Annotated in this window: 19 protein-coding genes and 1 pseudogene; 3 read left to right on the top strand and 17 right to left on the bottom strand. The window is 68.9% G+C overall.

What is annotated here, in order from left to right:
- Nucleotides 1-79 precede the first annotated feature (79 nt).
- Entirely contained in the window at nucleotides 80-961 is an 882-nt protein-coding gene (locus BOX37_RS15465; RefSeq protein ID WP_071928263.1) for an NmrA family NAD(P)-binding protein, read from the bottom strand.
- Nucleotides 962-1,080: 119 nt separating this feature from the next.
- On the opposite strand from BOX37_RS15465, the gene BOX37_RS15460 reads away from it, so the two are divergent.
- Entirely contained in the window at nucleotides 1,081-1,563 is a 483-nt protein-coding gene (locus BOX37_RS15460; protein ID WP_206045837.1) for an NUDIX domain-containing protein, read from the top strand.
- A gap of 145 nt (nucleotides 1,564-1,708) precedes the next feature.
- Here the strand turns inward: BOX37_RS15460 and BOX37_RS15455 are convergent, their stop codons facing one another.
- The 4 genes from BOX37_RS15455 to BOX37_RS15440 are packed head-to-tail and all read right to left on the bottom strand — an operon-like array spanning nucleotide 1,709 to nucleotide 4,477.
- Nucleotides 1,709-2,899, bottom strand: a complete 1,191-nt coding sequence (locus BOX37_RS15455; RefSeq protein ID WP_071928262.1) for an NAD(P)/FAD-dependent oxidoreductase — start codon at nucleotides 2,897-2,899, stop codon at nucleotides 1,709-1,711.
- Nucleotides 2,896-3,078, bottom strand: coding sequence for a rubredoxin (locus tag BOX37_RS15450; RefSeq protein WP_071928261.1), 183 nt, complete (start codon nucleotides 3,076-3,078; stop codon nucleotides 2,896-2,898). Before BOX37_RS15450 ends, BOX37_RS15455 begins: the two co-directional genes overlap by 4 nt.
- Entirely contained in the window at nucleotides 3,075-3,251 is a 177-nt protein-coding gene (locus BOX37_RS15445) for a rubredoxin (protein ID WP_071928260.1), read from the bottom strand. The genes BOX37_RS15450 and BOX37_RS15445 overlap by 4 nt, the downstream gene beginning before the upstream one ends.
- On the bottom strand, nucleotides 3,251-4,477 hold the full coding sequence (locus tag BOX37_RS15440; RefSeq protein WP_071931535.1) for an alkane 1-monooxygenase: 1,227 nt from the start codon (nucleotides 4,475-4,477) through the stop codon (nucleotides 3,251-3,253). Before BOX37_RS15440 ends, BOX37_RS15445 begins: the two co-directional genes overlap by 1 nt.
- A 143-nt stretch (nucleotides 4,478-4,620) precedes the next feature.
- Between BOX37_RS15440 and BOX37_RS15435 the strand changes: the two genes are divergently transcribed.
- A complete protein-coding gene (locus tag BOX37_RS15435) occupies nucleotides 4,621-5,229 on the top strand; it encodes a TetR/AcrR family transcriptional regulator (RefSeq protein ID WP_071931534.1) in 609 nt (202 codons plus the stop codon).
- Nucleotides 5,230-5,236: 7 nt separating this feature from the next.
- On the opposite strand, the gene BOX37_RS15430 is transcribed toward BOX37_RS15435, so the two are convergent.
- The gene (locus tag BOX37_RS15430; RefSeq protein WP_071931533.1) at nucleotides 5,237-5,899 is read right to left on the bottom strand and encodes a cutinase family protein; all 663 of its coding nucleotides are present in this window, start codon (nucleotides 5,897-5,899) and stop codon (nucleotides 5,237-5,239) included.
- 192 nt (nucleotides 5,900-6,091) lie between these two features.
- Between BOX37_RS15430 and BOX37_RS15425 the strand changes: the two genes are divergently transcribed.
- Nucleotides 6,092-7,786, top strand: coding sequence for an FAD-binding dehydrogenase (locus BOX37_RS15425; RefSeq protein WP_071928259.1), 1,695 nt, complete (start codon nucleotides 6,092-6,094; stop codon nucleotides 7,784-7,786).
- Nucleotides 7,787-7,795: 9 nt separating this feature from the next.
- Here the strand turns inward: BOX37_RS15425 and BOX37_RS15420 are convergent, their stop codons facing one another.
- From BOX37_RS15420 to BOX37_RS15370, 11 genes and pseudogenes are all read right to left on the bottom strand, one after another.
- On the bottom strand, nucleotides 7,796-8,626 hold the full coding sequence (locus BOX37_RS15420; protein ID WP_071928258.1) for an IclR family transcriptional regulator: 831 nt from the start codon (nucleotides 8,624-8,626) through the stop codon (nucleotides 7,796-7,798).
- Nucleotides 8,627-8,752: 126 nt separating this feature from the next.
- Nucleotides 8,753-9,898, bottom strand: a complete 1,146-nt coding sequence (locus tag BOX37_RS15415; protein ID WP_071928257.1) for an Mrp/NBP35 family ATP-binding protein — start codon at nucleotides 9,896-9,898, stop codon at nucleotides 8,753-8,755.
- A gap of 11 nt (nucleotides 9,899-9,909) precedes the next feature.
- Nucleotides 9,910-11,274: an FAD-dependent oxidoreductase gene (locus tag BOX37_RS15410; RefSeq protein WP_071928256.1), complete on the bottom strand. Its 1,365-nt coding sequence runs from the start codon at nucleotides 11,272-11,274 to the stop codon at nucleotides 9,910-9,912.
- Nucleotides 11,271-11,606: a ferredoxin gene (gene fdxA / locus BOX37_RS15405; RefSeq protein ID WP_071928255.1), complete on the bottom strand. Its 336-nt coding sequence runs from the start codon at nucleotides 11,604-11,606 to the stop codon at nucleotides 11,271-11,273. The genes BOX37_RS15410 and fdxA overlap by 4 nt, the downstream gene beginning before the upstream one ends.
- Nucleotides 11,603-12,358: an ABC transporter ATP-binding protein gene (locus tag BOX37_RS15400; protein ID WP_071931532.1), complete on the bottom strand. Its 756-nt coding sequence runs from the start codon at nucleotides 12,356-12,358 to the stop codon at nucleotides 11,603-11,605. Before BOX37_RS15400 ends, fdxA begins: the two co-directional genes overlap by 4 nt.
- Nucleotides 12,355-13,218, bottom strand: a complete 864-nt coding sequence (locus BOX37_RS15395) for an ABC transporter permease (RefSeq protein WP_071928254.1) — start codon at nucleotides 13,216-13,218, stop codon at nucleotides 12,355-12,357. The genes BOX37_RS15400 and BOX37_RS15395 overlap by 4 nt, the downstream gene beginning before the upstream one ends.
- A gap of 31 nt (nucleotides 13,219-13,249) precedes the next feature.
- A complete protein-coding gene (locus BOX37_RS15390; protein ID WP_071928253.1) occupies nucleotides 13,250-14,671 on the bottom strand; it encodes an ABC transporter substrate-binding protein in 1,422 nt (473 codons plus the stop codon).
- Between the two features lie 21 nt (nucleotides 14,672-14,692).
- Nucleotides 14,693-14,920 (bottom strand): 4Fe-4S dicluster domain-containing protein, encoded by a 228-nt coding sequence (locus BOX37_RS15385; protein WP_071928252.1) that lies wholly within the window; start codon nucleotides 14,918-14,920, stop codon nucleotides 14,693-14,695.
- Nucleotides 14,920-17,585 (bottom strand): annotated as a pseudogene (locus BOX37_RS15380) (fumarate reductase/succinate dehydrogenase flavoprotein subunit). Before BOX37_RS15380 ends, BOX37_RS15385 begins: the two are co-directional and overlap by 1 nt.
- 5 nt (nucleotides 17,586-17,590) lie before the next feature.
- Nucleotides 17,591-18,406 (bottom strand): GntR family transcriptional regulator, encoded by an 816-nt coding sequence (locus BOX37_RS15375; RefSeq protein ID WP_071928251.1) that lies wholly within the window; start codon nucleotides 18,404-18,406, stop codon nucleotides 17,591-17,593.
- Between the two features lie 57 nt (nucleotides 18,407-18,463).
- Nucleotides 18,464-19,456, bottom strand: coding sequence for a LysR family transcriptional regulator (locus tag BOX37_RS15370; RefSeq protein WP_071928250.1), 993 nt, complete (start codon nucleotides 19,454-19,456; stop codon nucleotides 18,464-18,466).
- Between the last annotated feature and the right edge of the window lie 34 nt (nucleotides 19,457-19,490).

The raw sequence follows: 19,490 nt of genomic DNA, 5'->3' as shown, positions 1-19,490 counted from the left end.
CAGCGGTCCGGTCACGAACTTTCGTGACCGGACCGGTTTCGTCTTTCTCGACCGGCGCATGACCAGGCGTGGTCGCTCGTCACAGGTGCGTGCGGGCCCAGGCCGCCAAGGTTGTCGGGGTGGTGCTGAGTAGGGTGCGGGGGATCTCGGGAACGAAGCCGGGGCCGAGGCCCGCGGACATCCCGGCGATGCCGTCGACGTGGGCGGGGCCCAGGCCCGCCGAGGTCAGGGCGGCTCGGAGGTCGTCCTGGGAGATCTGGATCGGGGTCACCTCGTGGCCCAGTTCGCGACTCAGAATTTCGGCGACGTGGGTGAAGGTGAGGTCCTCCGGGCCGTGGACGCCCTGTACCTCGCGTCCCGACCAGGTGTCCGAGAGCAGGCGGGCGGCGGCGATCTCGCCGATGTCGCGGGGGTCGACCCAGGCCAAGGCGTGGTCGAGGGGCCAAGGGGTCGACAGGGTTCCGGCTCGGATCTCGTCGAGTTGGGTGAGTAGGTTGGTGAAGAAGTAGCCGCAACGCAGGTGCACGACATTCGCGCCGGTCGCGTCCAACAACTGTTCGGTCCGGGCCAGTCCGTCGATCTCCCCCGCGCCCGATCGGAGCTCGGCGCCCACGCTGCTCAGGAACACCGTCGCGCCGATCCCGTTCTCGGTCACCGCTCGGGCCGCGGACTCCCCCATGCGCGCGTAGCCGGCGACCGGGTCGCCGTCGACCAGGGCGGGTGGGTCGACCCAGAACAAGCGATCGGCCCCGCGCGTCGCCCGCACCACCGCGTCCGCGTCGCCCTGGTCGGCCTGCTCTACGTCGACATACTCCCGGAGTTCGGGCGTCAACCGGCCTGGATCGCGCATCAGCACCGTCGGTCGAACGCCCGCTTGCACCAGTAACCGCACCACCCGCGAGCCCACGTGCCCGACCGGGGTGGTGACGACGATCCGCTTCGTATCCTCTCCATGTCCCATATCCGCACCCTAGAACCGAGCACCGACACCTTTCGGCCTCACGCGGCCTCACCCGGATCCATTCGACCGAATTTCCGCAGTCGGCCTCCAAATACGCGCTGCCACATAGGGTGGCGTGCATGGACGCCGAGCGAGCTGAGCTGATCACCGAGCTGCCTGGTAAGCGCATGGGCGCGGGTGCGCTGTTCGTCGACTACGTGGGCCGGGTGCTGCTGGTCGAGCCCACCTACAAGGACCACTGGGAGCTACCCGGTGGTGTCGTCGAATCCGGTGAGTCGCCTCGGGCCGCGGTGATCCGCGAGATCAGCGAGGAACTGGACCTCACGGTGCCGCTCGGTCGGCTACTGGTGGTGGATTGGGTCCCGCCCGGCATCTACCCGAATGACGGCGTCATGCTGGTCTATGACGGCGGGTTGCTCGGTGCCGATCGGACGGCGCGCATCACGCTGCGGTCCGAGGAGCTGCGAGGGTGGTCGTGGTGTGATGCCGCCGAAGCCGCACAGCGACTCCCGGGCGTCCTGTCCCGACGGGTGGCGGCGGCGCGCCGAGCCCGGGTGGAGGGAACGACGGTCTATCTCGAGGACGGCCTGCCCGCGGCGTGACGGCGCGCCGGAGACGGTCACCCCCACGCCCGCAGGTTCCCGGGTTTCCGGCGAACCAGTGGACCCGGAAGCCGGACGGGCGTGGCGGTGCCGTGTTCGAACGCGACGGCCAGGGACACGGTTGACCGCAGCGTGCAGCCGTTGTTCAGCGAACCCGGGCCAGCTCGGGCGGTATCGCGGACCAGGGTTCGCCGGCCGCGATGAGTGCGCGGGTGGCGCGCAGTTCTCGCGGCCTGGCCATGGCGACGGCGCCGACGGGGCGACCGCCGCGCAGGGCGACCGCGAGAAAGTCCCGCGATTCCAGGGTTCCGTCGACCGCGATTTCGTCGTAGGGGTGTATCCACCCGGCGAATTGCAGGGACAGGCCATGCTGGTCGGTCCAGCCCCACGGCACCTCGACGGGACCGGCCGGTTGGCCGAGAATCGCCTTGGCCGCCGCGGCGCCCGAGGTCATGGCGGTGTTCCAGTGTTGGCCACGATCGAATCCTTCTCGGAGCGGATGGAATCCGGTGGTGACGTCGCCCGCGGCGAAGACCCCGGGTGCCGAGGTGCGATAGTGCTGGTCGATGACGATCCCGTCGTTGACAGCCAGCCCTGCGGCTTCGGCCAGCGTGGTGTCGGGTTCCGAGCCGATCGCGACCAGAGCGACGGCCGTCGTCCAGGTGCGACCGTCCGCGCCGGTGGCAGTGACACCTTCCCCGGTATCGACCAGTTGCGTTGTCACGACGCCGTTCTCGACCTCGACACCGTGCTCGACATGGATGCCTCGCACGAGTTCGGACACGCTGTCGGGCACCACCCGATCGAGCAACGCGGGTCCCGCGTTCAACAGCGTCACCTCCGCACCGAGCCCACGGGCGGTCGCCGCGACCTCACAGCCGATGAGTCCACCACCGACGATCAGCAGGGACCCCCCGACATCGATCGCTTGTTGCAGCGCGGTGACATCGGACCGCGTTCGCAGCGTGTGGACCCGGGTGGCAGCGGTCTCGAGCGAACGCGCACGGGCGCCGGTAGCCAGCAGCAGACTGTCGTAGCCCAGCATCTCACCGGTGCCCAATCGCACTGTCGCACCGTCGGTATCGATCGACTCCACCCGCGTGGCGGGCCGCAGGTCGATCCGGTTGTCCGCCCAGAACTTCACCGGTTTGAGCACGGTCCGATCGAAGGAGGCGGTCCCGGCGAGCAGTTCCTTCGACACCGCGGGCCGACGGTAGGGCAGGTCCGGTTCCGCGCCGAGAAGCACGATCTCCCCCACGTACCCCTCGCGGCGCAGGGTCTGGGCCGCGGTGGCACCGGCGACTCCGGTGCCGACGATGACGACGCGCCCGCTCATCCGCGACTCACCTCGAGCATCTCGAAATCGGCCTTGGCGGCGCCGCAGTCGGGGCACGACCAGTCCTCGGGGATGTCGTCCCAGCGGGTGCCCGGCTCGATGCCGTCTTCGGGCCAGCCCAGTGCCTCGTCGTACTCGAAGCCGCACTGCACACAGCGGAACAGTGTGTAGTCATTCATCGCGCTGCTCCTTCGCTCAGCTGGAAATCGACCTTCTCGCGAACGCCGCAGTCCGGGCAGCACCAGTCGTCGGGAATCGACGACCACGCGGTCCCGGCGGCGAAACCCTCACGGGGAGCGCCGATCCGCTCGTCGTAGACGTAGCCGCACACGGGGCAGGTGTAGGCGGCCATCAGTTCGCTCCGTACTTCGCCAGGACCTTGGCCCGCTGGGCGGGCTGGATGTTGACCAGGGTGATGTCGCCGTCGTAGTGGGCGAGCACCCGCGGGTCCATCACCTTGCGCCACAGCGGAGTCAGGTAGGCCAGCCCGATCAGGCTCGCGTAGCCGCTGGGCAGTTCGGGCGCGCCGTCCATGTGCCGCAGAGTTTGGTAGCGCCGGGTGGGGTTGGCGTGGTGGTCGCTGTGGCGTTGCAGGTGGTAGAGGAAGATGTTGGTGACGATGTGGTCGGAGTTCCAGCTGTGCTCGGGGGTGCAGCGTACGTAGCGGCCCGAGGCGGTCTTCTGCCGCAGCAGCCCGTAGTGCTCGAGATAGTTGACCGTCTCCAGCAGGGAGAACCCGTAGACCGCCTGGATCAGCAGGAACGGCAGGATGGCCGGACCGAACACCGCGACCAGCCCGGCCCACAGGACCACCGTCATCAGCCAGGCGTTGAGCACGTCGTTGTGCAGGGTGAACGGGCCCTTGCCCACTCGCTCCAGCCGGGTGCGTTCGAGCTCCCAGGCGGATGTCAGGCTGCCCCACACCGACCGCGGCAGGAAGGCCCAGAACGATTCACCGAAGCGCGCGCTCGCGGGGTCCTCGGGCGTGGAGACGCGCACGTGGTGGCCCCGGTTGTGCTCGATGTAGAAGTGGCCGTAACCGGTCTGCGCGAGGGTGATCTTGGACAGCCAGCGTTCCAGCTCGTCCTTCTTGTGCCCGAGTTCGTGCGCGGTGTTGATGCCGATGCCGCCCATCGCGCCGATCGTGAAGGCGAGACCGATCTTCGACACCACCCCGAGGCCACCGTCGATTCCGAGCCAGGACAGGTTGTCCGCAGTCCACAGATAGCAGGCGAAGACCAGGCTGGTCAGTTGCAGCGGGATGTAGGCGTAGGTGCAGTAGCGGTAGTACCGGTCGTTCTCGAGCAGTTCCATCACCTCCTCCGGCGGGTTCTTGCCGTCGGGGCCGAAGAAGCGGTCCAGGATCGGCAGCAGCACATAGAGCAGCACCGGTCCCAGCCACCACCAGACCGGGGCGGCCGCGTGCCAGCCGAACTGGTTGAAGATCCACACGAAAGCCGTGGCGACCAGCGCCGAACTGGGCGCGACCAGACCGAACAACCACAGGTAGCGCTTGGGATCACGCCAGTGCAGTACCGCGGCCGACCCTTCGTGGTCATCGATTCGAGATGTCGTCATCGTCATTTCTCCTGATCGCCGAGACACAGTCCCAGATTCTGCTTACTTTGTTTACAAGCTAGCCGATAGTGTCCTCAGTGAATACACTTTTGGCTATGTTGTCAATGAACGAGCAGATTCGATAGCACATGTACGATGATCGAGTGGCCGAATCGCCGAACTTCCAGACCGAGATGCGTCAACTGCTGCGCGACCGCATGCTCGACGCCGCCCGCACGATGGTCGTCGCCGAAGGGTGGGGCGCGGTCAACATGTCGCGCGTGGCCAAGGAGGTCGGCATCAGCCGACCGGTCCTCTACAAGGAGATCGGCACCAAACAGGCGCTCGCGGAGGCACTCATCGAGCGCGAGACCAGCATCTACCTCACCGGCGTCGCCGAGACGCTCGCCGAGCATCCCGACGATCCGCTGGCCGGAATGACCGCCGCGGCGGACTACACCTTGCGCAACGCGGGCGACAACACCCTCATCAAGGCCGTGCTGTCGGCCCGCCAGGATGCCGACACCGCCCTGCTGCCCGCCCTGGTCAGCGACCCGGAACCCGTACTCGGCCGGGCCGTCGCCGCGCTCACCGGCACTGTCCGCGACCAGTACCGGATGAGCGAACTCGCCGACGACGAACTGACCTCGATCGTCGAGATCATGGTCCGGCTCACCCTGAGCCACCTGTTCCAGCCCACCGGCAGCACCGACCGCGCGGTGGCGCAGGTCGGCATCGTCCTGTCCGGGGTACTGCCCGCCGTCCGGGCGTGAACCCGGCTCACAACCGACTGTTCACCTGTCCGGCCGCGGCCGCGAACGCCCACTGGTAGCTGCCGTGCGCGGCCGGGAAGACCCCACCCGCGCACACGGGATCGCCTGCGGCGCAATAGTTCGCGGTGCGATCGGCATACCACGGCGCGACCGTCCCGCCGACGAGTCGCAGTGGGTCACCGAACAGCAGCACCGCGACGACGCGCGAGGACAGCTCCGGCGGCAGCACCCACATGCCCGGCACCACGGTCGTCGCCGGCGAGCCGAGGACACCGTGGGTGACCAACGCGCCTTGCGAGTAGCCCACCAGCACGAAACGCTGGCCAGGGCAGGCCGCGGCCTGAGCCAGCAGATGTCCGGTCATGGCCCGCGTCCCGTCGCTGATGGACGTGGGAACCAGCAGGTCAGCCGGATACTCGACCCGGTGGGCGGTGGTGTCGACCGGTAGTTGCGCACTCAACACCGCATAGAGCGGGTCGCCGATCGCGGCGCCGAGATGTCCGGGTTCCGCTGTGCCACGGGCGATCACGACGTCGAGCGGGGCGCAACTGCGCGCCCACGCCGTCAGCCCAGGAGACATCGCTGTCCCGATCCCCATGGCCAGTAGCACCACCGACAGCGCACGCGCCGCGTGCCTCGCGCCGATTCGAATTACCTTCCGGTTGGTCATCGTGCCCACCCACTCACGCCGTTGTGAGAAATAGAGAACGAGCGATCACCGCCTGCCACAACGACATTCGGTGTGCTCACTCACGGAATACCCGCTGACCTGCAGCGATACGGCCTGCAGTCGGCATCTGTCGAGCCACGGTTACGTCTCGAATCGTCCCGCCCGACCGCGCGCGAATGCTACGTTCCTGACATGTCGAGCGCAGCGCCAACACCCACCGATGACTTCACCCCCGACGCGATCGTCGTCGGCGCCGGACTGGCGGGACTGGTGGCCACGCACGAACTCGTGCTGGCCGGGCGCAAGGTGCTCGTCCTCGATCAGGAGAACCGCGCCAATCTCGGTGGTCAGGCGTTCTGGTCGCTGGGCGGACTGTTCCTGGTCGACAGCCCGGAGCAGCGCCGTCTCGGTGTCAAGGACTCCTATGAACTCGCGCTCCAGGATTGGCTGGGTTCGGCGGGTTTCGATCGCGACGACGAGGACCGGATGGCTCGCGAGTGGGCCCGCGCCTATGTCCGGTTCGCGACCGAGGAGAAGCGGGATTACCTGCACGCCTTGGGATTGCGATTCACACCGCTGGTCGGCTGGGCCGAGCGCGGTGGCGGCCTGGCCGACGGGCACGGCAACTCGGTCCCCCGCTTCCACCTGACCTGGGGTACCGGACCCGAAGTGGTCCGGGTCTTCCTCGAGCCTGTGCTGGCCGGTGAGGCGCGCGGCCTGGTGCGCTTCGCGTTCCGGCATCGGGTCGACGAACTGATCGTCGAGGACGGTGCGGTCACCGGGGTCACCGGTAGCGTGCTCGCACCCAGCGAGACTGAACGCGGTGTGGCCTCGAACCGGGATGTGCTGGGCGAGTTCAGCGTCCACGCACCGTCGGTGCTGGTGAGTTCGGGCGGGATCGGGCACGCGCACGACCTGATCCGACGCAACTGGCCCACCGAACGCCTCGGCCCGTGCCCGGAGACGATGATCTCGGGCGTGCCCGCCTCTGTGGACGGCCGGATGCTCGGCATCTCCGAGCAGGCCGGCGCGGCGCTGGTCAATCGCGACCGGATGTGGCACTACACCGAGGGGATCAACAACTGGGATCCGGTCTGGCCCGATCACGCCATCCGGATCATTCCCGGCCCGTCGTCACTGTGGTTCGACGCCAACGGTATTCGGTTGCCCGCACCGTGTTTTCCCGGCTTCGACACCAATGCCACCATGCGCCAGATCCTGTCCACCGGCTATGACTACTCGTGGTTCGTGCTGGACCAGACGATCATCGAGAAGGAGTTCGCGCTCTCGGGCTCGGAGCAGAATCCCGACATCACCGGCAAGGACCTGAAACTCACCCTGCGCAGCAGGCTGGCCAAGGGCGCGCCGGGTCCGGTGGAGGCGTTCAAGCAGCACGGGGTGGACTTCGTCGTCGCCGATTCGCTGACCGAGCTCGTCGACGGGATGAACGCCATCGCGCGCGGGCCCCGGCTCGACGCCGCCGAACTCGAGCGCCAGATCGTGGCCAGGGACCGCGAGGTGACCAATGCCTACACCAAGGACGCGCAACTGGCCGCGATCGGCAACGCGCGCAGGTACATCGGCGACAAGGCGGGCCGGGTCGTCAAGCCGCACCGCATCCTCGATCCCGCGCACGGCCCGCTCATCGCGGTGCGCCTGAACATCCTGACCCGAAAGACCCTCGGCGGCTTGCAGACCGACCTGGATTCCCAGGTGCTGCGTCCGGACGGCGCGGTCTTGTCAGGGCTGTACGCGGCCGGTGAGGTCGCCGGTTTCGGCGGTGGCGGCGTGCACGGTTACAACGCGCTGGAGGGCACGTTCCTCGGCGGCTGCATCTTCTCCGGACGTGCGGCCGGACGTGCGATGGCGCGCCGCGCTCGGGGCTGACTCCCGCGGCTAATGGGGGCGTCCGTGCCGGGGTGCGAGGGCCCGCGACGCCTCCTTGGCGACCTCGGCGAGGGCACGGGCGAGGCGGGCGGTGTCGAGCGCGCTGCGCTCGCCGTTGACGGTGCCCGACAGCGAGATCGCCGCCAGCGCGACTCCGCGTCCGCGGATCGGCACCGCCACGCAGGCGACGCCGGGCAGCGATTCCTCGGTGTCGACGGCCACGCCCTGCCGATTGCGGATGCGGGCCAGTTCACGGTGCAGTTCGGCGCGGTCGACAATGGTGCGGGCCGTGCGCGCGGTGCTGCCACGCAGCGAGGCCTCGGCGATGCCCGGTTCCAGGGTCGCCAGCAACGCCTTGCCGACCGCGGTGCAGTGCGCGGGCAGGCGCCCGCCGACCCGCGTCGGGATCGCCACGCGACTGCGTCCGCCTGCCCGGTCGAGGATCAGCACCTCGCGGCCGTCCAGCACGGCCAGGTGCCCGATCAGGCCGGTGCGCTGGCTGAGGTCGTAGAGCAGCGGGCCGACCACCTCGCGCAGCTCGTTGTGCTCGGCGGCGAGACCGCCCAGTTCCAGCACTCGCAGGCCGAGCCGATAGCCGCCGGGGGTGTGTGCGAGCCAGCGCAGCCGGATCATCTGGTCGAGGATGCGGTGCACGGTCGACCGTGGGAGCCCCGTACGTTCGGACAGGCCGAGCAGGGTGAGGGAAGGGGTGGTCGAGTCGAAGGCGTCGAGGATGAGCGTCATCCGCTCGATCATCGACGTCGGCGGTGTGGCAGTCTCCCGGCCCGATCCGCTCCACAACTCATCCGGCGCGGGCTCGGTCACGATCTCGACCGTCATTGATCCAACCTCCACAGTGCGTAGCGACTACAGACTAGATCTGTCGCGACCCCTTACGCACCATTTCCCTGTACCGAGCAGTACACCAAGGGATTCCGCCCGCGCTCCGACGCCGGGCCGGTCGGCTCACGGCGCCCCGACCGGCATCAGCGGCAGCAGGCATCGCGGCTTCGGGCGGGTGTTGCCGAGCCCGAGCGCGGCGGCGATCTCCCCGATCGCGCGGGCGGGCGCCGATCCGGGGTCGGCCTCGACGAACGGCGTGCCCTCGTCACCCGCCGCGCAGACCACAGGGTCGAACGGTATCCGGCCGATCACCGGGCAATGGGTGTCGAGCAACGCGCTCAGTGCCCGGCTGACGGCGGTGGCGCCGCCCGCGCCGAACAGCGTGTGCCGCACACCGTCGGCCGTGTCGTACCAGGACATGTTCTCGATGATGCCCGCTACCCGCTGCCCGGTCTGCGCGGCGAGAGCGCCCGCGCGTTCGGCGATGCGGGCGGCGGTGCGCTGCGGCGTGGTGACCACGAGCAGTTCGGCGGCAGGCAGCAGCTGGGCCAGCGAGATCGCGATGTCACCGGTGCCTGGTGGCATGTCGATCAGCAGGATGTCCAGCTCACCCCAGTAGACGTCGTTGGTGAATTGTTGCAGCGCGCGATGCAGCATGGGTCCGCGCCAGACCACGGGAGCGTTGCCGTCGACGAACATGCCGATCGAAATCGTTCGGACTCCGAAGGCGCTGGGCGGCATGATCATTCGCTCGACCAGCGTCGGTCCGGTGGTGATGCCGAGCAGCGCGGGCACCGAGTGGCCGTGGACGTCGGCGTCCATGACGCCGACACGCAGGCCCCGCCGCGCCAGCGCCACGGCCAGATTGACGGTGACGCTGGACTTCCCGACCCCGCCCTTTCCCGACACCACGCAATACACCTTGGTCGGCGAGTCAGGTGCGGCCAGCGCCGACGCCGATTCCGCCTCGGGGCCGCGCAGCTGCGTGCGCAGCTCCCGCCGCTGAGCTTCGGTCATCACGCCGAATTCGAGTGCCACGCCGGTGACCCCCGCAAGGGAGGTCACCACGGAGCGGATGTCGTCGCTGATCTTCGCGCGCAAGGGGCATCCCGCGATGGTGAGCAGCACTCGCACACTCACGACACCCGCGGGGTCGACCACGACTGTCTCGACCATGTTCAGTTCGGTGATCGGGCGGCCGATCTCTGGATCGTCGACGCCGGCGAGCGCCGCCCTGATCTGCTGTTCGGTCGGAATCGGTGGTTGCATGGATCGCCCTTTCAGTGGCAGAGGCTGGCGCGGAGCATGTCCTCGCGTTCGACGACCTTGACCCGTTCACGCCCCTCGGGCTCACCCAACGCCCGCTCGTGAGCATCGAGGCGATACCAGCCCGCCCACGTGGTGAACGGAATACCCTTGCCCTCGAGGAACTCGGTCACCGCATCGAGCTCGGGGCTGGGCGCGGGAGCGAAGTCCTTGGCGTCATCGAGCAGGCAGGCGATGGTCTCGTTGGCATCACCCTTGGTATGGCCGATCAAACCGACCGGACCACGCTTGATCCAACCCGTGACATAGGTCGCGGGCATGAAACGCGCCGAACCCTGCGCGGTGTCATCACCGATCACCCGACCGGCCTCGTTGGGCACCGTGCCGGCCTGATCATCGAAGGGCAACTGGTTGACGTTCTGCGACAGGTAACCCACCGCCCGGTAGATCGCCTGCACATCCCACTGCCGGAACTCACCGGTGCCCTTGACATTGCCGGTCCCGTCGAGCTGGGTGCGTTCGGTCTTGAGCCCGACGACCTTGCCGTCGGAGCCGAGGATCTCGGCGGGGGACTCGAAGAAATGCAGGAACAGTTTGTGCGGGCGATCACCCTGATCACGGATCGCCCACTGCTCGAGGGTGTTGGCGACCATGTCGACCTGCTTGGAGTTACGGCGGGCGGCTTCAGAGCCCTCGTCGTAGTCGATGTCCTCGGGATCGACGATGACCTCGATGGTCGGGGAATGGTCGAGTTCGCGCAGTTCCAGGGGGGTGAACTTGGCCTGGGCGGGGCCGCGACGGCCGAAGACGTGGACCTCGACGGCCTTGTTGGCCTTGAGCCCGTGGTAAACGTTGGGCGGGATCTCGGTCGCCAGCAGCTCGTCACCGGTCTTGGCCAGGACCCGGGCCACGTCCAAGGCCACGTTGCCCACACCCAGGACCGCGACCTTTTCCGCGTCCAGCGGCCACGCGCGGGGCACGTCGGGGTGCCCGTCGTACCAGGACACGAAGTCCGCGGCACCGTAGGAGCCGTCGAGGTCGATACCCGGGATCGCCAAGGCGCGGTCGGCGTTGGCGCCGGTGGAGAAGATCACCGCGTCGTAGAACTGACGCAGGTCATCGAGGGTGATGTCGGTGCCGTAGTCGATGTTGCCGAGCAGGCGGACCTGGTCTTTGTCGAGGACCTTGTGCAGGGCGGTGATGATGCCCTTGATCCGCGGGTGGTCGGGGGCGACGCCGTAGCGGATCAGCCCGAACGGTGCGGGCATGCGTTCGTAGAGGTCGATCGAGACCTCGGCGTCGGACTTCATCAATGCGTCGGCGGCGTAGATACCGGCCGGGCCCGCGCCCACGATCGCGATGCGAAGCGGGCGGGTCATTTCTCGTACTCCGCCACGAAGGGCGTATCGACGCCGAGATCACCGACCTGGGCCGCGCTGCCCGGCGAGCCCAGCGCGCTGTCACGACCGGGTAAGGGTGTATCGAAGAAGGCCGCGTTCGTGGCGACGAAACCTTCCTGGCCCGCCGGGACGTCCCCGGCGAGGGAGATCGCCTCGACGGGGCAGACCGGCTCGCAGGCACCGCAATCCACGCATTCGGTGGGGTGGATGTAGGCCATCCGGTCACCGGTGTAGATGCAGTCGACCGGGCATTCCTCCACGCAGGCGCGGTCCATCACGTCCACGCAGGCGGCTCCGATGACGAAAGTCATGGCTGGGGTTCCTTTTCGCTCGGCTCACCGAGGGCGGCGAGGATCTCGTAACGCAGGCGCGCGAATTCGGGTTCGAACCGGGCACCGGGTGCCCGCGGCGAGTCGATCTCGATGACCCGCTGGATGCGAGCGGGTCGCGGGGTGAGCAGCACGATCCGGTCGGCCAGCAGCAGGGCCTCGTCCACGTCGTGGGTGACGAACAACACCGTGGTCCGGCGCTGCTCCCAGACCGAGACGAGCAGGCGTTGCATGTCGGCCCGAGTCTGCGCGTCGAGCGCACCGAACGGTTCGTCCATCAACAGCACCCGAGGGCGGGCGGCCAGCGTCCGAGCCAGCTGCACCCGTTGCCGCATGCCTCCCGACAGTGCACCGGGCAGGTGGTCGCCGAAGCCGTCGAGTCCCACCAGGTTCAGCAATTCCCGCGCTCGGCCCCGGCGCTCCCGGCGCACGACACCGCGCAGCGCCAGCGCGAATTCGACATTGCGCGCGGCGGAGCGCCACGGCAGCAACGCGTCCTCCTGGAACACCATCGAGCAATGCTGCGCCGCGGGCCCACCGTCGACGGTGACGGTGCCGCCGACCGGCGGCAGCAGGCCGGCCATCGCCCGCAAGACGGTGGACTTGCCGCATCCGGAGGGCCCGAGCAGGACCACGATCTGGCCCGCGTCGATCTCGAGGTCCACTTCGGCGGCCAGGCTGTCGCCGTAGGCGATGCGCAGGTTGTCCAGCCGCACCGCGGCACCGGCGCTCATCGCTGCGCCCTGGGCAGCCACCGGTTCACCCGGCGTCCCGCCAGCTCGACCAACCACGCGGTGAACCAGCCGAGCAGGCCGATGGTGAGCATCCCGACAATCACCCCCGGGTAGTCGAGCAGGCCATAGGACTGCCAGGTGAAGTAGCCGATGCCGAATTGGCCCGAGATCATCTCGGCACTGATCACGCAGATCCACGCCACACCCATGGCGACGGAGAGTCCGGAGAAGATGCCGGGCAGCGCACCGGGCAGCGCGATCCGGAAGAGGATGTCGAGCCGACGCGCGCCCAAAGTCTGCGCGGCCTCTTCCCACACCCGCGGCAGCGCGTGCATGGCGTGGATGGTGCTCACCGCGACCGGGAAGAACGCGGCGAAGAAGGTGATGAACACGATGCCCTGCTCCCCGGTCGGGAAGAGCAGGATGGCCAGCGGCACCAACGCGATCGCGGGGATCGGCCGGAACACCTCGAGCACCGGGCGCACCAGCGCGCTGACCACGGCCGAGCGTCCGACGGCCATGCCGATCAGGACACCGGACACGGTCGCGAGGCCGAAGCCGACGAGGATGCGCCGGGTACTGGCCAGGATGTCGCGGTAGTAGCTCGCCGCGCCGAGTTGGGCCCGCAGCGAGTCGGCTACCTCAGCCGGCGTGGGGATCTTGTCGAAACGCAGCCAGAACACCACCTGATTGGTGGTGAGCAGGTACCAGGCCAGGAGCAATCCGGCCAAGGGGACCGCGGTCAGCACGGCCCGGCGGGCCCTGGGTGGCACGGCGAAACGGGTAGGCGCGTCGGAGCGCGGTATGGCGGTCCGCGCGGCCCCCGAAGGGGCGGCGATGGGTTCGGCGGAAACGGTCATGATGAGCCTCCTGGTCACATCGGTGACAGATCTAGCGGGCTTGCAGTGCGGCCTGGTAGTCGATGACCTCGGTGCCGGGACGCGCGGCGGCGTAGTTCTCGGCATCGGCGCGAATCGCGAAGGGCAGCAAGCGATCCTCCGGCCCGGCACCTGGGTCGCTGACCCAGGTGGCACTCTCGGCGAACAGCCGGATGCCGGTGGCGTGGTCGGGGACATAGGCCGCGCGCACGGACGCCGCGCTCGCCCCGATCCGGCGCAGCAGGCACGTCGGCGTCTTGGCCACGGCCGTGGTCTCGGAGTCGGTGAACCACACCTCCGAGGCCGTCACCACACCGTCGACCGCTCCGCCACAGGCGTCGTCGGTCCCGGTCAGCGGTGCGGGCGAGTCGACCGAGGCCGCGGCCGCCTCGTATTCGTCGCCGTACACCGTGCGCAGGTACCGGTCGTCGACGAACTCGCCGAGATCGAGATCCGACAGCGCTCCCAGGCTCTGCAGGAACGGCAGCAGCTCGCCGAGCGCCGTGACCAGCTGTGGCTTGATCGTCGGGTCGAAGTGGACCAAGCCGTTCGGTCCGTTGTAGAGGTAGACCACCTCGACGGGCAGCCCGGTGGCCGCCGCGACCTGCTCGGCGGCCGCGAGCGGATGCTGGTTCAGATAGTCGGTCGTCTTCCGCTGTGCAGTGAGGAAAGCGGTCACCACCTCGGGATGTTCGACGCCGAATCGCTCGTTGGCCACCACAGCGTGGAAAGTCGCGATGCCCGCGGCGCCGCCATCGTGGAGCAGACGCGCGGTGCCGTCGAAGACGAGTTTCTGCGGCCAGGGCACGAACTGGGCGAGCGCCGCCACCTGATCGCCATTCAAGGCCGAGGCCCCGACCGCCGGATCCTGGCCGAGAACCTGGACGTCGTCGAGAGTCATCCCGGCCGCGGACAGGCCGGTGGCGAGCATGCCGTGCGCCGCCGAGCCGACACTGGTCGAGACGACCTGCCCACGCAGATCGGCGAGCGTGGCCGCCGGTGAATCCAGCGGCACCACGATCTGATTCAGCGATCCGCGAAGGTTGTAACCGGTGACGGCGATCAGTTCGGATCGCACGTCGGCGTGCTCGCGGGTCTTGGAGCCGTTGACCAGGATCGGGGCATCGCCCATCGATCCGATGTCGACCTGACCGGCCAGCATCTGGGCGGTCAGCGGAGGTCCGGCGGCGAAGTCCTTCCACTCCACCCGGTAGGTGACACCGGTGGTCTTGCCCAGTTCGGCCAACTCTGCTTCGAAGGTGCCGCGATCACGCAGCAGCGTGCCCGCGGTGACGGTGTTGATGGTCTTGGACTGGTAGCCGATGTTCACGGTAACGGTCTTGCCGTCGTCGTCGGCACCGCAGGCGGTGGCCAGCGACACGGTGACGGCGGCGCCGAGGAGCAGCGCGGATACGCGCAGGCGGAGAGAGCTCATGGTCGTCGATCCATTCTTCTTCTAGCGCAACAGGAACGGGATGTCGACGGTGACCGCGCCGACCGGGCACCGCGCCGCACACGGCCCGCAGTACCAGCACTCGTCGACGTGCATGTACGCCTTGCCCGAATCCGGGTGGATGGCAAGGGAATCGAGTGGACACATGTCCACGCACAGCGTGCAGCCATCGATACACTTCGCTTCGTCGACCGAGACGGGGACGTCGAGTCGGGCGTTGACCTTGGCCATCAGAGTTCCTTTCCAGAGTTCGCGATGCCGATGCGGGCGAAGGCGCGGACATCGGCGTCCGGGTCGTCGAGTGCCCGCTGCAGCGCGGAGGTGATGTCGCGGCGCTCGGCGATGCGCTCGGCCAGTGCGCGCACCGCGGCCTTGCGAACGTCGAGGTTGGGGTCCGAGACCGCCGACAGCAGCGGCGCCGCGGCGAGTTCGGGCTCGGCGGCGGCCAAGGCGATCGCCGCCGCCTGCCTGACCTGCCAGGCGGAGTCGGTGATGGCAGCGGTGGCGACGGCGGCGGCGTGTTCGTCGCAGCCGGTACCGGTCAGGCTCGCCAAGGCGGCGGCGCGCACGAGCGGCTCCGGGTCCTCGGCCAAGGCCAGCAGGGTCACCGCGCCGCGGGGGTCGCCCACGGCGGCGATACCCTTCGCCACGCCGATCCGCACGTCCTGGTCGTCGTCGGCGGCCGCGGCGGCGAGTTCATCGATCGCATCCACGGAGGTGAGCCCGCCGATGACGGTCCGGCGCACCGCGACGTTCGGGTCGGTGAGCCAGCCGGCGAGTTCCTCGGCGCTCACTCGCCGGTGCCGCCACAGCGCCTCGATCGCGGCCGAGCGCACCGCCGGTTCGGGTGCGGTCGTGCATCCGCGCAATACGGCGTCGAACTCCGGCCCCGGCACCAGTACCTCGAGCAACTCGGTGAGCAGACCGATCGCGGTGTGGCGGACGTCGACGTCGACGTCGGCGAGGGCCGCGGCGATGATCGGGGCCGCCCGCGCCCACGCGTCGGTGGTCTCGCTGAGCACCGACAACGCCGTGCGGCGGACCTCCGGGTCGGCGTCGGTGAGGAACGGGGTGAGCTCGTCGAGCTCCGGACACTCGTCGACCAGGTCGAGCAGGGCCAGCAGCCGCGCGCTCATCGCGCGCTCCAGGCGCCGACGAGGTCCGGTGCGGCGACATCGGCGACGCCGTCGGGCCGCGTGAACCCCGGCACCGGCACGATGTAGGGCGCGACCGGCCTGGTGCGGAATTCCATCCCCCCGCTCGCACCGCGATACAGGTTCAAGTGGCAGAACCATTCCGCGTCGTCGCGCGCGGGCCAGTCGGCGCGCTGGTGATAGAGCCCCCAGCGGCTTTCGGTTCGGCGCAGCGACGCGCGCGCCGCCATCTCGGCGCAGTCGCGAATGAAGGTCACCTCCGCGCAGCGCATCAATTCGTGGGGTGTCTGGCCGCTCATGGCGGCGATGTCGGCGTTCATCCGCTCGAATGCCTCGACGCCCAAGGCGAGGTAGGACTGCGCCTTGGGCGGCTGCAGATAGTCGTTGACGAAGCGACGCAGCTTGTATTCGACCTGCGGTTGCGGCGGACCGTCGGGGTTGCGCAGCGGCCGGTAGATCAACTCGTGCGCGGCCTCGATCTGGTCTTCGGGCAGCTCTGGATGCGCTGCGGCACAGCCGAACTCACTCGCGTTCGCACCGGCGATGTCGCCGTAGACGAACGCGCCGATCATGTAGTTGTGCGGCACGAGCGCCATGTCACCCGCCGCGTACAGCCCCGGCACCGTGGTCGCGGCGTGCTCGTCGACCCAGACACCCGAGGCGGAATGGCCACTGCACAAGCCGATCTCGGAGATGTGCATCTCGATGTCCTTGGTGCGGTAGTCGGTACCGCGCCCTTCGTGGAAGGTGCCGCGCGTCGGGCGCTCGGTGGTGTGCAGGATGCCCTCGATCTCGCGGATCGTGGCGTCGGGCAGGTGGCTGAGTTTCAGATAGATCGGCCCGCGGGCACTGTCGAGTTCCCGTTTGACCTCGGCCATCATCTGACCGGACCAGTAATCGCAATCGACGAAGCGATTGCCTTCGGAATTGACCTGATAGCCGCCGAACGGGTTCGCGACGTAGGCGCAGGCCGGCCCGTTGTAGTCCTTGATCAGCGGATTGATCTGGAAGCACTCGATCCCCGACAGCTCCGCGCCCGCGTGATAGGCCATCGCGTAGCCGTCACCGGCGTTGGTGGGGTTCTCGTAGGTGCCGTAGAGATAGCCCGACGCGGGCAACCCGAGCCGACCGCAGGCTCCGGCCGCCAGGATCACCGCGCCCGCGGAGATGGTGACGAACTCGCCGCTGCGCGTGTCGAATCCGACCGCGCCCACCGCGCGCCCGTCGACGGTGAGCACGCGCACCGGCATCACCCGGTTGCTGATGGTCACCTTGGCTCGCACGTCACGGGCCCGCAGGGTGCGATACAGCACCTTCTTCACATCGCGACCCTCCGGCATCGGCAGCACGTAGGAGCCGGAGCGGTGCACCTTGCGGACCGCGTACTCGCCGTGCTCGTCCTTTTCGAACTTGACGCCGTAGCCCTCGAGCCGCTGCACCATCTCGAATCCCCGGGTCGCGGTCTCATAGACCGTGCGCTGATTCACGATGCCGTCATTGGCGACGGTGATGTCGGCGACATAGTCCTCGGGGCTGGCCTTGCCGGGGATCACGGCATTGTTCACGCCGTCCATCCCCATGGCCAGCGCACCGGAGTGACGCACGTGCGCCTTCTCCAGCAACAGCACGTTCGCGCCGTGGCGGGCGGCGGTGAGGGCGGCCATGGTGCCCGCGGTGCCGCCGCCGACGATCAAGACGTCACAGACCAGTTCTCGCCGGTCGGTGGGCGATGGGATCTGCATGGGGATCAACCCCTTTCGTTGTGGTCACGGTTGCCGGTGCGCCGCGGTGTCACCGGGATGCGGTCGAGCCGTCCGGACAGCGAGAACCGGTCCCCGCGGTAGCGGATGTACTCGAGGTCGACGGGGCGACCGGAATCGGTGTAGGTGAGCCGTTCCAGGAACAGCAGGGGGGACCCCGCCCGGACCTGCAGGAGCCCGGCGACGGTCGGGTCCGCGGCGACCGCTTCGATCGCGACAGCGGCCGAGCCCAGCGGCAGACCGAGTTCTGCCTCGAGGAGGCCGAACACGTCACAGCCGTCGAGGTCCTTGTCGAGCAGCGGGATACCGACGTCGGCGCTGAGGTAGCTCGCGTCCAGGGACAGCGGAGTGCCGTCGAGGTAGCGCACCCGTTCCAGGGCGACGACCGGATCACCGGATTCGAGTTCGAGCCGTTCGGCGACCAACGGCGTGGCCGGGACCACCTCGGCGAGCAGAACCCGGTTCACCACCCGGTCGCTGCGGGTTTCGAAAGTCTCGGCGAGGCCGCGCAGTCGATCCAGGCCCTGCACCGCCTTCTCCGCGACCACGAAGGTGCCCGCACCGGGTACACGGTCGATCAAACCCTCGTCGCGGAGGAGGGCGAGCGCGTCACGGACGATGTTGCGGCTGGTGGTGAAGTCGGCGGCCAGTTGGGCCTCGGCGGGCAGGGGGCGGTCACCATAGACACCGCTGCGGATGCGGGCACGCAGAACGTCGCGGATGCGCCGGGCTGGGGCGCTGCGGCGACTCTGGCCGGGATCGGGCGGCCGGGGCCGCGCGGTGGAGAAGGGAGTGGCTGTCATGCGGCACATGCTCCGAACGCCTCGTTACGAGGGACGCTTCGGGCAATTACCGGATGGTTACGCCAGTTCCTCGTTCACGTCCGAGCTCTCTACCTGCGACGATGCGATCTCATCGGCGAGTCCCACCACTGCCGAGCGCGCGCGCTCGAGGTGCGTCGCCCGGATCACGAGCAATTCGCCTGGCCCCGACGGCGGGCTGTTTCGGCGCCAGATCGCCCGGAACTTGCGGGTCAGGCGGGCGACGTCGACGGTGGGGACCGCGACCAGGGAGCCGGTGGCGAGATCCGGTGCCGCGATCAACCGGCTCAGCACCGCGGGCGCCATGCCGGTCCTGGCCGCGGCGAGAATCGCGGCCGCCGACCCGAGTTCGGCGGCCGGACCTGTCGGTGGGCCCTCGGTGCTGAGCAGGTCCCACACGGTGTCGCGGGTGCCCGACCCCGGTTCACGCCAGAGCAGGGCGGTGGCGGCGAGTTCGCGCAGCGTCACCGGGGCCTCGCGACGCGCCCACGGGTGGTCGCGGGCCACGACCACGACCAGGTCGTCGGTGCCGAGCACGCGGCTGCCGAGCCCGGCGGGTGGATGCGGCCCCTCCACGAAGCCGAGGTCGGCCACGCCCGTCCTGACGAGTTCGGCGACCTGGGTCGAGTTCTCCACCTCCAGGGCGATGACGACCTCGGGGTGATCCTGCCGCAGGGCGGCGAGCCAGTGCGGAATCCGATGGTCGGCAATGGTTTTCGATGCCGCGATGCGCAGTCGCGGCGCCTGGGCCGCACGGAGTCGGTCCACCTCGTCGACGAGCTCGCCCACGGCGGCGAGCACCGTGCGCGCGTGGTCGACCACGGCCCGGCCCGCGTCGGTCAGTTCCGAGCCGGTGGGACCGCGGTCGAGCAGCTTCACGCGTAGCCGGCGTTCCATCGCGCTGATCCGCATGCTCGCGGCGGGCTGACTGATCCCGTGGCGGCGGGCGGCGGCACCGAGGCTGCCCAGTGCGGCCACCGAGACGAGCAGGTCGAGGACCTCCAGGTCAGGGGTTCCGGGTGGCAGCGTCATGGGGTGATTATCGGGCACGTTCGGCGATGGGGGT

The organism is Nocardia mangyaensis, from assembly GCF_001886715.1.
In the GTDB taxonomy this organism is placed as follows: domain Bacteria; phylum Actinomycetota; class Actinomycetes; order Mycobacteriales; family Mycobacteriaceae; genus Nocardia; species Nocardia mangyaensis.
This window is presented reverse-complemented; position numbering and strand designations above follow the sequence as displayed.

Bases quoted from the DNA above. Each gene is read 5' to 3' on its own strand.
- BOX37_RS15430 (WP_071931533.1), bottom strand. From the start codon at position 5,899: ATGACCAACCGGAAGGTAATTCGAATCGGCGCGAGGCACGCGGCGCGT.
- BOX37_RS15385 (WP_071928252.1), bottom strand. From the start codon at position 14,920: ATGGCCAAGGTCAACGCCCGACTCGACGTCCCCGTCTCGGTCGACGAA.
- fdxA (WP_071928255.1), bottom strand. From the start codon at position 11,606: ATGACTTTCGTCATCGGAGCCGCCTGCGTGGACGTGATGGACCGCGCC.
- BOX37_RS15395 (WP_071928254.1), bottom strand. From the start codon at position 13,218: ATGACCGTTTCCGCCGAACCCATCGCCGCCCCTTCGGGGGCCGCGCGG.
- BOX37_RS15370 (WP_071928250.1), bottom strand. From the start codon at position 19,456: ATGACGCTGCCACCCGGAACCCCTGACCTGGAGGTCCTCGACCTGCTC.
- BOX37_RS15440 (WP_071931535.1), bottom strand. From the start codon at position 4,477: ATGACGACATCTCGAATCGATGACCACGAAGGGTCGGCCGCGGTACTG.
- BOX37_RS15465 (WP_071928263.1), bottom strand. From the start codon at position 961: ATGGGACATGGAGAGGATACGAAGCGGATCGTCGTCACCACCCCGGTC.
- BOX37_RS15410 (WP_071928256.1), bottom strand. From the start codon at position 11,274: ATGACCCGCCCGCTTCGCATCGCGATCGTGGGCGCGGGCCCGGCCGGT.
- BOX37_RS15400 (WP_071931532.1), bottom strand. From the start codon at position 12,358: ATGAGCGCCGGTGCCGCGGTGCGGCTGGACAACCTGCGCATCGCCTAC.
- BOX37_RS15390 (WP_071928253.1), bottom strand. From the start codon at position 14,671: ATGAGCTCTCTCCGCCTGCGCGTATCCGCGCTGCTCCTCGGCGCCGCC.
- BOX37_RS15415 (WP_071928257.1), bottom strand. From the start codon at position 9,898: ATGCAACCACCGATTCCGACCGAACAGCAGATCAGGGCGGCGCTCGCC.
- BOX37_RS15450 (WP_071928261.1), bottom strand. From the start codon at position 3,078: ATGAATGACTACACACTGTTCCGCTGTGTGCAGTGCGGCTTCGAGTAC.
- BOX37_RS15460 (WP_206045837.1), top strand. From the start codon at position 1,081: ATGGACGCCGAGCGAGCTGAGCTGATCACCGAGCTGCCTGGTAAGCGC.
- BOX37_RS15420 (WP_071928258.1), bottom strand. From the start codon at position 8,626: ATGACGGTCGAGATCGTGACCGAGCCCGCGCCGGATGAGTTGTGGAGC.
- BOX37_RS15425 (WP_071928259.1), top strand. From the start codon at position 6,092: ATGTCGAGCGCAGCGCCAACACCCACCGATGACTTCACCCCCGACGCG.
- BOX37_RS15445 (WP_071928260.1), bottom strand. From the start codon at position 3,251: ATGGCCGCCTACACCTGCCCCGTGTGCGGCTACGTCTACGACGAGCGG.
- BOX37_RS15455 (WP_071928262.1), bottom strand. From the start codon at position 2,899: ATGAGCGGGCGCGTCGTCATCGTCGGCACCGGAGTCGCCGGTGCCACC.
- BOX37_RS15375 (WP_071928251.1), bottom strand. From the start codon at position 18,406: ATGACAGCCACTCCCTTCTCCACCGCGCGGCCCCGGCCGCCCGATCCC.